The following is a 12,442-nucleotide window of genomic DNA, read 5'->3' as shown; positions in this document are numbered from 1 at the left end:
TCATGCTGAGCTCCGTCTTCGTCGACCGGCCCCGGCTGGCGATCGTCATCGCGCTCGTCACCACGATCGCCGGCCTGCTCTCGCTGTTCGCGATTCCGGTCGCGCAATATCCCGACATCGTGCCGCCGCAGATCTCGGTGCGCGCCTCCTATCCCGGCGCCTCCGCCGCCGTGGTCGAACAGACCGTCGCCCAGCCGATCGAGGCCCAGATCGTCGGCACCGACAAGATGCTCTACATGAAGAGCGTCAGCGGCAATGACGGCAGCTATTCGCTGCAGGTCTCCTTCGAGCTCGGCACCAACCCCGACATCAACAACGTCAACGTCAACAACCGCGTCCAGCTCGCTCTGTCGAAGCTGCCGCAGGAGGTCCAGCGCAGCGGCGTGACGGTCAAGAAGCAATCCTCGGCCCTGCTCGGCGTCATCGCCGTCTATGCGCCCAAGGGCAATTACGACACGCTCTTCGTCTCGAACTACGTCACCATCAACCTGCTCGACCCGATCAAGTCCACCGCCGGCGTCGGCGACGCCTCGCTCTTCGGCGCACAGGACTACGCCATCCGCGCCTGGGTCCGCACCGACGCCCTGACCGGCCTGGGCCTCACCACCGGCGACGTCATCGCCGCGATCCAGGGCCAGAACGCGCAGGCCGCGGTCGGCCGCATCGGCGCCCGCCCGATCTCCGACGACCAGCAGCTCCAGCTCAACATCCAGACCAAGGGCCGCCTGACCTCGCCGGAGGAGTTCGGCAGGATCGTGCTGCGCACCAACGCCGACGGCTCGATCCTGCGGCTCTCGGACGTGGCGCGCCTCGAGCTCGGCGCCGCCAATCTCGACCGCGACACCCGCCTGAACGGCGGTCCGGCCGTGCTGATCGGCGTCTACCAGGCGCCGGGCGCCAACGCCCTCACCGCGCTCGAAGCGGTCAAGAAGACGATCGGCGACCTCGAGAAATCCTTCCCCGACGGCCTCGCCTGGAAGGTCACCTACGACCCGACCGCCTTCGTCACCGCCACGATCCACGAAGTGCAGAAGACGCTGATCGAGGCCTTCGTCCTCGTCGTCATCGTCGTCTACCTGTTCCTCGGCAATCTCCGGGCGACGCTGATCCCGACCGTCGCCGTGCCGGTGAGCCTGATCGGCGCCTTCATCGTGCTCAACGCCATCGGCTATTCCGCCAACACCGTCTCGCTGCTCGCCGTGGTGCTCGCCATCGGCATCGTCGTCGACGACGCGATCGTCGTGATCGAGAACGTCGAGCGCGTGATGGAGGAGCATCCCGAGCTGACGCCGGCCGAGGCGACGAAGCGCGCCATGGGCGAGATCGTCGCCCCGATCATCGCGATCACGCTGGTGCTGCTCTCGGTCTTCGTGCCGGTCGCCTTCATCCCTGGCATTTCCGGCGAGCTCTTCCGCCAGTTCGCCGTCACCGTCGCGGTCGCGATGGTGCTGTCGGCGATCAACGCGCTGACGCTGTCGCCGGCGCTCTGCGCCATCCTGCTGCGGCCGCATCACGGGCCACGGCGTGGGCCGATCGGCTATGTCATGCGCGGCATCGACTGGACGCGCGACCGCTACGGCAACGGCGTGGCGCGCCTCGTGCGCGTCTCGGTGATCAGCCTTGCTTTGACCGCCGCCTTCGGCGCCGGCATCTACGCCATGGGCCGCGTCACCCCCACCGGCTTCCTGCCGGAGGACGACCAGGGCGCCTTCTTCGTCGTCGCCCAATTGCCCGACGGCGCCTCGATCGCCCGGACTTCGGCGCTCGCCGCCGAGGTCGAGGGCATCCTGAAGACCGAGACGGCGATCGCCGACTATTCGACGGTCATCGGCCTCAACTTCATCGACAATTATTCGCAACCCAATGCTGGCTTCTTCGTGGTGACGCTGAAGCCGTTCGACCAGCGCACCAGCCGGGAGGACTCGGCGTCAGCGGTCATCGCTCGCCTCGCCCAGAAGTTCCGCGCCGTGCGCGCCGGCAACGTCGTCCCGATCGCGCCCCCGCCGATCATCGGCCTCGGCAGCGGCGGCGGCTTCAGCTACGTGCTGATGGACATGGGCTCGGCCGATCCCAAGGCGCTCGGCCAGGCCCTGCGCGGCCTGACCGTCGCCGCCAACCAGGAGCCGCAATTGCGGCGGGTGTTCTCGACCTTCTCGGACTCGGCGCCGTCGATCTATCTCGACATCGACCGCGACAAGGTCCAGATCCTCGGCGTCGCGCTGAGCGACGTCTTCCAGGCGCTGCAGGCCTCGCTCGGCGGCTACTATGTCAACGACATGAACCTGTTCGGCCGCACCTGGCAGGTCCAGGTCCAGGCCGACGGCGCCGACCGCGCCTCGGTCGACGACATTTACCGCATCAATGTCCGCAGCAAATCCGGCGACATGATCCCGCTGCGCTCCTTCGTCGAGGCCAAGGTGGTGGTCGGCCCGCAGGCGCTGATCCGCTATAACAACCGCCTCGCCGTGACGCTGCAGGGCTCGCCCGCCCCGGGCGTCTCCTCCGGCCAGGCCCTGCAGGCGATGGAGGCGGTCGCCGCCAGGACCCTGTCGTCGGGCTATCGCGGCGCCTGGACCGACGTCTCCTTCCAGGAGAAGCGGGCCGAGGGGCAGACGACGATCATCCTCGCCTTCGCGCTGCTATTCGCCTACCTGTTCCTGGTCGCGCTCTATGAGAGCTGGACCATCCCCGTGCCCGTGCTGCTCTCGGTCGCGGTCGGTATCCTCGGCGCCTTCCTTGCGATCGTCGTGGCCGGGCTGACGCTCGACCTCTACGGCCAGATCGGCATCGTCGTGCTGATTGGCCTCGCCGCCAAGAACGGCATCCTGATCGTCGAGTTCGCCAAGGAGCTGCGCGAGAAGGGCCACCCGCTGCTGCATGCGGCGACCGAGGGCGCGCGCCTCCGCTTCCGCCCGGTGATGATGACCTCCTTCGCCTTCATCCTCGGCCTCTTGCCGCTGGTGATCGCGGAGGGCCCCTCGATGCTCGCCAGGCGCCATGTCGGCACGCCGGTCTTCGGCGGCATGCTGGCGGCCTCCCTCATCGGCATCTTCGTGATCCCGGCGCTCTATGTCGTCTTCCAAGGCCTGCGTGAGCGGCTGCGGCCCTCGACCCGTCCCAAGGAGGAGCAGGCCTGAGCCGCATCGTCATCGACACAGGCCGTCACGCCGGCCTGTCGATGACGATGCGATCCTGTCCCGCCGCCGCCATGGCCCTGAGCTGGGCCAGCGCGACCGGAAGCAGCTCGGGACGGGCGTCAAAGCGGAACCGGACGACCTGCGGCAGCTGAAGCAGCCGCGCGCCGGCCTCGCTCAGCACGAGCTCGACATGGTCGCGGCGCCACGCCAGCCGGACCACCTCGCGGCCGTCGCAGGCCAGGTCCTGGTCGGTACGCTCGAGATAGAGCAGATCCTCGAGCCGCGGCGGCTGATGGCCGTCGATCTGCCGACTGCAGGCAAGATGCAGGACATCCAGCGGATCGCTCGCCGACGAAAAGCCGAGCGAAAGCACGAGGAGATCGCCCTCCTCGGTGAAGACCTCTTCGATCTCGAAGCCGTCTGCTTCACTCTCCAAGTCGGCAGTCCTCCTGGGATGTCGCCTCGCTTGGAGCGGCAACGACCAGATTGAATCGATCAGCCAGCGGTGCGAGCGGATCGGAGCATGCTTTAGGGCAGCTCGGTGCAGGATCGGTTGAGCGACCCTCAAATTCCCGCATTGCCGAAGCGGCGGCAATCAGCTATCCAGCCTCCACGGAAAGCGCCCGTAGCTCAGCTGGATAGAGCGTTGCCCTCCGAAGGCAAAGGTCACACGTTCGAATCGTGTCGGGCGCGCCAATCACGAAACTCTTGAAAAATCGAGAGTTTCGGCTTCGGAAGCCTCTCCTGAGAAATCATCAGAATCCCTGTCTGTCACAGCTTTTGTCACAGCTGGCACAGGGATACGCGTGTGGCCACGATCCGCAGAAGGGGAAGCAGTTGGCAGGCGCAGGTGAGGCGCGAAGGCAGCCCTCCTGTCTCCAAGAGCTTCCCGACCAAGGCAGAGGCCTCCGCATGGGCCAGAGCACTTGAAGCGCAGATAGACACAGCGGACCTGTCCCCTAGCATCCGCGATCTTCGCTCGATGACAGTGGCGGAACTGCTACGGCGCTATCAGGAGGAGATTACCCCCGCAAAACGCGGCGCCCCGTTTGAGCGTTCACGCATCAAGTTCTTTCTGACTCAGAGCATTGCTCAGGAGCGCCTAGGAAGCCTCTCAGGAGCCAGTGTGGCTTACTATAGAGATACACGGCTCAAGAGCGTGAAGCCTGCCACCGTGCGCCGCGAGCTTGTGATACTGCGGCATGTGTTCGAGGTAGCAATCAAGGAGTGGAGCATCCCACTTCCGCGAAATCCCGTACGGACAATTAAGGTCCCCAAGGACTCAGAGGCGCGGGACAGGCGGCTGCAAGAAGGAGAGCTAGAGAAGCTCCTCGGGGCGATTAAGCCAAGGACGGCTTGGTACGTTAGACCCTTTATTCTGCTCGCCATAGAGACCGGTATGCGGCGCAGTGAGCTTCTATCACTCCGGTGGGTCCATGTGGACCTCAAGAGGCGCACGGCTGAATTGCCGCTCACCAAGAACGGTCGCTCTCGCCTCGTGCCTCTATCGCCAGGTGCAATTACCGTCTTGGCATCGTTAGAGCGCCATGGAGACCATGTGTTCCCGATCCATGAGAACGCCGTGAATCTCGCGTGGCAGAGACTGAAGACTAAGGCCGGCCTGAGCGATCTCAGGCTGCATGATCTGAGACATGAAGCCGTGTCCCGCTTCTTTGAACACGGCCTCTCAATCCCCGAAGTCGCTCTGATAAGCGGCCATCGGGATATGAGGATGCTCAGTCGATACACTCATCTGAGGCCTGAGGCGGTAGCTGAGAAATTAGCCAGGGGTGTGGATGCCATGCCGCCGGAATGAACGAAAGACCCTGATCGCTTATGGCGCGACCGTTAAACCGACGATTAGGGCTGCGATCAGAACGAAAAAGTTGTATGATCAATCAAAATTAAGTGATCCAGAAATAAATCCATTTATAATCCATTCTGCTCGACAATTTACAAATTTTCTAATATTTGTATTGACTTTCCATACAAATATTGATACAAAAAATAACCTTCAAAACTGATTTATAAAAGCGCTCAGGAATTTACCGAACAGCCTCATTAAAAATCAAAAAAGGAGGAAAGATCATAGAAAATAGGAATGCTAATGAAACTAAAAAACTCAATAACACAAAACCACGATTTTGAATTGTGTTCAATTGATATATTACCATCAACTTGCCAAAATCTCAATCAAAAAATTATGCTATGCGATGCACCCGCGGGAGCGGGAAAGACGCACGCGCTCTGCAAATTTGCGGTCGATATGGCCAATTCCGGCGAACGTATTCTGTTCGTACAACCGACCAAGGACCTTATTGGTGAAACTATTGGGCGACTGAAAGAGTTTGACTCGTCAGTTTGCCTTCAACGTATAGACGAAACAGTCACCCAAAACGTCGTTGATTCCATCAACGATTATCTCAAAAATTCCGATTCTGAGGGGCAGATTCTTTTCATAACCCATGCTGCCTTTGAGCGCTTACCATATGTCCATCGTCCGGAAAGATGGCATCTCATTGTCGATGAAGTTCTTCAAGCACACCAATCTGTGCCACTGCACTTCAAACACACCCATTCTTCCCTGACATCCATTCTAGAGCCGCGGAGGGTGGACGAAACTTGGTCCCGATTGGAAATAAGAGATAAGCATGCATTCTCCGAACTTCAAAAAAAAATGAATGATGACGACGCATTGAAGAGCTTCGAGCCTGTCGTTAATTTTCTTAAATCGCCCCATTGGGATGTATTCGTCAGTACCGAGGCATATGAAAAATTTTTAACTGACGCTGCCGGAACGAAAAAAACTCCCCCTTTGTTCATGCGGCTCAAGCCATCCATTTTTGCTGGATATGCAAGTGTCCGCATCGCAGGAGCTCGGCTTGGCGAAAGATTGCTAACAAAATTATGGAAAGCACAAGGCGTTCAATTTCAAACTCACCCAATGAATGGTCTTCGATATGATTCCCATCATAATTGCAACCGAGTAACAATTTATTATGGCATTAATAACCATTGGTCAAAATGCATACGAGACCGATATCGCGAGCAGTCGTGGCTCCCTTTAATTTCAAAGATTTCAGAATTATCCAAAAATAACAAATTTTTGTTCACAGCAAACAAAGATCAACGATATATATTTTCTAACAACTCGGATGCAATACGATTGCCAAATTCTCCTCACGGGCTAAATTCCTACAAAAATATCAACATCGTTGCATTTTTGTCTGCGTTGAATTTATCACCTCAGTACGCTGCATTTCTAAAGTCATTCGGCTTAAGCGATTACGAGATTCATCAAGATATTTACTACAATACGGCCTATCAAGCGGTCATGCGCGGCGGCCTTCGAAACCCCGATGGAACCGAGGCGCAAACCATCGTGGTTCCGGATAAGGGATTGGCTGAATGGCTTCAATCGATCTTTCCTGGCTCTAAGATTGAATGGCTTGGTTTGACGCTTCCTGAAGCGGTCAAAGGGTCGTCGGGACGCCCCCGTCTTTACGCCAACAATGCTGAGAAGGCACGAGCTTATAGAGATCGAAATTCGACTCAAGATCATCAGCATCTTTTGGAGGACTTGATCTCAAAACTCCCAAATGATGACAAAGACGATTTAGATAATGACAGTGATTGGTGTCACGAAATACCTTATATTAATATAGATAAAGCAACACGTTTTCATGCATCAATTTGGGAGTCGACCGAATCAAAATTTCAGTCGGGAGTAATAATCGCATCATCTCACGCCATGTTTATCAACAAATTAAAAGAGTTCCACAAACAAAAATTTCAATCAAAAGAATCAAATGGACTTCTTAGCGCCGGATTACCCGCCCCCGATGAGCGAAGCATGCGAGGGTTGAAAAATATCATTTTTGCAAACGGAATATTCTTGGACAATGACGGAGGTGTCTTGACACCTCAAAAATTTGCAGAATTTTTGCCAAATACAAAGATGATAATCTTCAATTCTTATTCTAGCACTCCCGAAACCATGAGATGGCGTGTCTACATTCCAACGGAATGTATCATGACCAAGGAGATATATAAGAATGTTGTAGAACGAATTTTTGCCGCGCTGGACTCAGAAGGGTTTAACGAGAACGGCTCATTAGGCAAACGAATGCACGGTTTTGATGTCCGCAAAAAATCGGCCGCAGACTTGATGTATCTTCCATGCCAAGCAGCCCACCCGGATGGCAGCTTCTTCTACGAATTTCTGGAGTCCTCACGCAGGCCTCTCGACCCAAGAAACTGGATCAACTTCGAGGATCAACCTGAATCCTTCAAGGAATTAGCCGAGAAGAGGCCTCCTGGCGAAGGCCACTACGTCCACACGCCTCTGCCAAAGGTCGATATAGAGGATGAGCTTTATCGGTGGCGCATTGAAGGAGATCGACCTCACAAAAGAAATTCGGGTTGGTCGGCTCTCTATTTCGCGCTCGTAAGAAGAAGCATTCCCGGCTCACAAATCGAAGCCATCATGACCGAAGAAGCTTACAGATGCACCACACCTCGGCTTCGTAACGCTAGGCTCAAACAGCTTGCGCGACTGAGAAATAAGGCACGGCGCTAGTCCCTTGCATGCCGATGCACTAACTTGCCGGAATTGCGGTCGCAGCATCATTGATCGTCAGGCGTGGCGATGAAGCTCTGACCAGGCGGTCGTCATTCTGCCTCGCTCGTCTACAGGTCAAAAATGACGCATAGAAACTTCCAAATTTCAGCCTGAAAATTTTGAAAAATTAGCTGCGACTTCTATCTGAGCAGCAGCAATTTTAAGCTGATAATCGTCCAAATGTGCCGCTGCAGCGAGCATTTTATCGCGAAGTTTGGCTCTTTCGTCCTGTTCAGGCTCTTGATCAAAGCCCAGCAGCTGGTTTGGCGACGTTTGCAAAATTCGCGAAATTTTCAGAAGCGTCGCCAGATCCGGTTCTCGGTCGCCCCTGACATAATGGCCATAGCGTCGCTCGCTGATATCGAGCCTTCTGGCTACCTCGGCGTTGGAAATTCCCAGGTCCGCAGCACGCTTTTTCAGGTTGGTCGCGAAGAGTTCCATCAGACCAAAATGGGCTGATGCCACTTCCCATTTCTATGAACGTTATGTAGTATTTAGGCGGACCATAACGGGAAGCAGGCGACAAATGACTATCGGTGTTGAAGGGCGCAAGCGCGCAAATTTTTGGCTCCTGATTTCCGGCATCGCCCTGTGTGTTTTGCCCGCGAGTGCAGGCTCGGCCGCTGACATTTTCCCATGCGACGAACTTATCCGTCATATGGAGAAAGGTGGCTTCGACACTGGCGAGGCCAATCGATCTCAGAGGTGGCGCACCAACTTGGATTCCATGGAGATCATTGCGCCTGATGGCGAATCCAAAAAGGACACGATGATGTATCGCATGAGCGGTGAGGTCGACGTCGGGAGCGCCCTCGTCGTGACCATCAGCTTCCAAGGCAGTGGCGGAGGCTCCGTGCCAATCAGAGTGAGATGGCTGTCACCGGCGCCCATGTCGATTGATAACGAGAAGCTCAACTGTACCAAGGAGGTTGTCGAGAATATCCCGCTGAACGTGGCAGCCGATTTTAAGTTAACGCTGAAAAATCCGGAGGACGTGAGCACTTCGAAGGGCAGATGGCGATTTGTCCTGTACACGCAGAACCGCACCATCCTGCAGTTCGCTGAATATGATCTCAGGCCTCTCCCGACGGCCCAGGAGAAGAAGGAGCGTTGGCTCGCGGAAGCCTACGAACGGTATCTCATTCTAGATAAGTGCGTCGATCTATATGCGGCATCGTTATCCAAACGCGAATACCGCACTGCCATGTCGGCGATTGAGGCAGAAGCCAAGAAGAGGTCCATCGATACCGACGCGGTCTGGAAACGCGTGAATGAGGATCGCAAGGACTTCCTGCAGATGTGGTCGGGGTTCGTTGCCTCTCGCGCGAGCATGACCTACGAGCAGCGATCCAACGTTCGTGAGGTGTGCGCTTCAGCGTCGCGAGCTCTCATTGGAGGGGCGCAGGAAATTCAGCCTGCAGGCGCCGCTCCTAAGAAGGACTTCTAGTAAGACGCCGGGTCCCTTTAGTGGCGCACGCCTTCGTCCGCGTCGCGGCTTTTGTCTTGCTCGTGCAGGCAATGGAGACGGAGCGGCGGCGATCACAGTTCGGAGTTCGAGACGCAATATTGCCGGCTCAACCCTCCAGTGACATTCATCGCTCGCTCAACCGCTTTTCCCGAGCGATGAGCCGTCGGTAAACGGAAGGTCGAATATCGTCACCGGCGGCGCTTTATGGTGTTGCGGAAATCAGTGTTCGCCCTGCTCCTCCACCACCGGTGCACCGCATGCCGGACGGACCGAGCAAAACGACTGTTTTCGACCCTAGGGTGATATTCGCGGGGCGACGTCGTGCAAATCCGACCTCCAGAAGGTGCATCCCGGGCAGACTTGCTGCCGAGAGCGCTGGCGCTGCACTTTTGAGCGATCTAGGGATCACTGCCGCTCAAAGCGTGTGTCCAGCCGGCTCTACCGTTTGCGTGCCGCCCACAGCGAGGATCTCAAATTCCCATTTGTCATCATCTGGGTGACGCCGGCGGCACTGTGGCATTTGCTTCACTCCTGCCCGTCCACATAAGTGTTTCTCGTTAATCAACGCGGCTGGCGGGCAAGCGCCCGGTGGGGTCTCTCATTGCCGATGCAAAAGGTTGATTCGTGTCGCAGATGTGTGGATGCTAGCAATTGTTTGCGGGCAATGCACATCTGACGCGCGCATGTTGGAAGCTGGTATGCATCAAGGTCAACGAAGGAAAAATCGTCTGGTTATCACGATACACGGAATAAGAACGTATGGCGATTGGCAGGAGCGCTTGGAGGCAATAACCACTGCCCAGCTTGGGAAGCGTGGTCTGAAATTCGTCAATTATAAATATGGATACTTTTCCACTATTTCATTTTTAATACCCTTCGCACGAGGGGTAGTAGTAAAAAAATTCCGAGAGGAACTTCGTAGACTTGCAGCAGAGCGTAGATGGTCTCGAATTGACATCGTCGGACATAGCTTTGGAACTTTAGTCATCGCGAACGCAGTATCTGACCTTGACGATCATGATAAATTTAAAATTGATACAGTGATACTGTCAGGAAGTGTATTGCCAAGCGAATTCCCGTGGCACAAGTATATAGGCCGCCGCGTAAGAACGGTTATAAATGATTGCGGATCCAACGACTCAATACTATTGTTAAGTCAGTTATTTGTATTTTTGACGGGTATGGCAGGTCGAGTAGGATTTGTTGGTTCAATCGGAGCATCTCTGCGGAATAGATACTCGACATTTGGTCATAGCGGTTATTTTTTAGATGCCATGGGTAAGCCAGATAGCCATTATATGGTGAAGCACTGGCTACCAATACTTACTACCGACGAGCCTGCTGAGTTCTTTGACCTGAGGGTACCACCATCTCCAATCAATGTTTTCCTTGAAAAAATTGCAACTTACTCTGGATTAATAAAGTTTGCTATTTACTCTGCACCAATTGTGGTTGTCGCGTTGGTGTATATGAATTTATTTACGCAAGCTCAGTTGGAAAGGGACGCAAAGGAAATTGCTGCTGAAAACGCAACCTATTCAGCAAGCAAATTGGTATACTCGTACTTCGGGAGCAAGTCACAGGGGGATTCAAATAAAAACCCGATCAGATCAGAACTTTTATTGGATTCCAAAATAACTCTCGATAGTCTGAATGGTATTAGCAAAAAATCAGAACCCCTAAGGTTAAGGGGGCTTTCGGCGATCGCGATTGAGCAATCAGCCATTCTTAGGATTGATGGCGATTATAAGTCATCTGAACATAAAGCTTACACGGCAATTAATTCACTTAAGGAAGTGATAGAGAAGTACGGCTCTGAAGAAGATATCAATTCTGACCTGGCTGTCGCTTACGATCGGTTGAGCGATGTGCAGTCGCTGATGGGTAAAATAACTGACGCAACTGACGCTATTCAAAATTCTGTACTTTATTTTGAGGCGCCAAGAACAGAAACTAACCGCTCTCACATCAGAATATTGAATTTGGCAAAGGCAAAGAATAAACTGGGTAAGCTTTTGATACAAAATGGTGACTTTACCAATGCAGGACGCGAGTTAAAAGAATCCTGTAGTTTGATTGAACGGACTATAAAAGGCACGACTGGCCATACTGAGTTGACAATCGAACTCTCTAGGTGCCATAGATATGCTGGACTGATCGCTTTTCAAGCCAATGAGCGAGATAAGGCGACGGATTTATTCAATAAATCATTTTCAATACTTGAGCTCTCGAAGAACTCCATACAGATCCTGATGGAGAAGGTCGATTTTCACGCAAACTTAGCTCAGCTATACGAAGATTCGTTTTCATTTAATAAGGGATCTCGTGATCAAGGCGAAAATAATAACGCGATCACAACCTGGACTCATCATGCCAGAGAGGCTTTTGATACGTCTCATAAGATAATTTTGATAGACTCAGAATGTGAAGATTGTGCTTTTCTATATATTTCGGCAGGAATTAACTACGGACTTGCCCTTTCCGGGCAGAGAATGAACGAGCAGGCGCTGCTTTTATATTCTAAGATTGAAGAAACATTCATAAATAATGGATACGAAGCTCTAGGATTTGGCTTAAATAGACTGCGATTCAAGACATGGTCAGCAAAAGCGCAAGCATACGAGGAAATACTAGATTATAAAAATGCAAATAAATATTACAACCGAGCGGTTGAGCTGTTCGATTACGCGAAATCTAGCGGCGCATCAATTTCATTGTGGAAAGATGATTTACTTGAATACTATCGGCGAGCTGCTTCTTCTGAATTCAAGTTGACAAATTATGCAGCCGCTGCGCGGTTCGCTTCGAAACGAGTCGCGTTGTTCAGGGAGCACCCAGGCGCTCTCCGTGATACAATGAGCAAACTTCCCGAGGCTTTGAGTGAACTTTCTTGGTACGCGATTTTTGACAAAAACAACGATGGTGCGATTGCGGCCTCACAAGAGGCGATGTCTTATCTAAGCCAGCCAATACCACCTAATGTCCGATGGATCGAAATCAACTACGGACACTCACTGCTGGCTGCTGGACGAGATGAGGAAGCTCGTGTGATCTATCAGAAAAATGTATCCACCGCGCGCGATGACGGGCATGATGCGGAGCGGAGGATGCGAGATTTAATTCGAGATGACCTTAAGGCGATTGCTCCTAATATAGGATGCAAGAGCGTAATGGCTGAGTTCGAAGGTGACTCATTTTCGTGCGGAACGCAGTAGA

Annotated in this window: 7 protein-coding genes and 1 tRNA gene; 6 read left to right on the top strand and 2 right to left on the bottom strand. The window is 54.1% G+C overall.

Annotated elements, in window-relative coordinates:
* The first annotated feature begins 2 nt into the window (after positions 1–2).
* The gene (locus AC3WLC_RS02720) at positions 3–3,137 is read left to right on the top strand and encodes an efflux RND transporter permease subunit (protein WP_493682393.1); all 3,135 of its coding nucleotides are present in this window, start codon (positions 3–5) and stop codon (positions 3,135–3,137) included.
* 25 nt (positions 3,138–3,162) lie between these two features.
* On the opposite strand, the gene AC3WLC_RS02715 is transcribed toward AC3WLC_RS02720, so the two are convergent.
* The gene (locus AC3WLC_RS02715; RefSeq protein ID WP_493682392.1) at positions 3,163–3,573 is read right to left on the bottom strand and encodes a hypothetical protein; all 411 of its coding nucleotides are present in this window, start codon (positions 3,571–3,573) and stop codon (positions 3,163–3,165) included.
* Between the two features lie 183 nt (positions 3,574–3,756).
* Between AC3WLC_RS02715 and AC3WLC_RS02710 the strand changes: the two genes are divergently transcribed.
* From AC3WLC_RS02710 to AC3WLC_RS02700, 3 genes are all read left to right on the top strand, one after another.
* Positions 3,757–3,833, top strand: a tRNA-Arg gene (locus AC3WLC_RS02710).
* A 112-nt stretch (positions 3,834–3,945) separates the two neighbouring features.
* On the top strand, positions 3,946–4,953 hold the full coding sequence (locus AC3WLC_RS02705; RefSeq protein WP_493682391.1) for a tyrosine-type recombinase/integrase: 1,008 nt from the start codon (positions 3,946–3,948) through the stop codon (positions 4,951–4,953).
* A gap of 291 nt (positions 4,954–5,244) precedes the next feature.
* A complete protein-coding gene (locus AC3WLC_RS02700) occupies positions 5,245–7,716 on the top strand; it encodes a DEAD/DEAH box helicase family protein (RefSeq protein WP_493682390.1) in 2,472 nt (823 codons plus the stop codon).
* A gap of 147 nt (positions 7,717–7,863) precedes the next feature.
* On the opposite strand, the gene AC3WLC_RS02695 is transcribed toward AC3WLC_RS02700, so the two are convergent.
* On the bottom strand, positions 7,864–8,223 hold the full coding sequence (locus AC3WLC_RS02695; protein ID WP_493682389.1) for a helix-turn-helix domain-containing protein: 360 nt from the start codon (positions 8,221–8,223) through the stop codon (positions 7,864–7,866).
* 61 nt (positions 8,224–8,284) lie between these two features.
* On the opposite strand from AC3WLC_RS02695, the gene AC3WLC_RS02690 reads away from it, so the two are divergent.
* Together AC3WLC_RS02690 and AC3WLC_RS02685 are read left to right on the top strand one after the other, a co-directional pair.
* On the top strand, positions 8,285–9,205 hold the full coding sequence (locus AC3WLC_RS02690) for a hypothetical protein (RefSeq protein ID WP_493682388.1): 921 nt from the start codon (positions 8,285–8,287) through the stop codon (positions 9,203–9,205).
* Between the two features lie 704 nt (positions 9,206–9,909).
* Complete coding sequence (locus AC3WLC_RS02685; RefSeq protein ID WP_493682387.1) at positions 9,910–12,441, top strand: alpha/beta hydrolase; 2,532 nt, start codon at positions 9,910–9,912, stop codon at positions 12,439–12,441.
* Position 12,442 lies beyond the last annotated feature (1 nt).

It is taken from the genome of Allobosea sp. GW821-FHT03A12 (genome assembly GCF_058986765.1).
The sequence above is the reverse complement of the archived record's forward strand: the minus strand, read 5'-3'. Positions and strand labels throughout refer to the sequence as shown.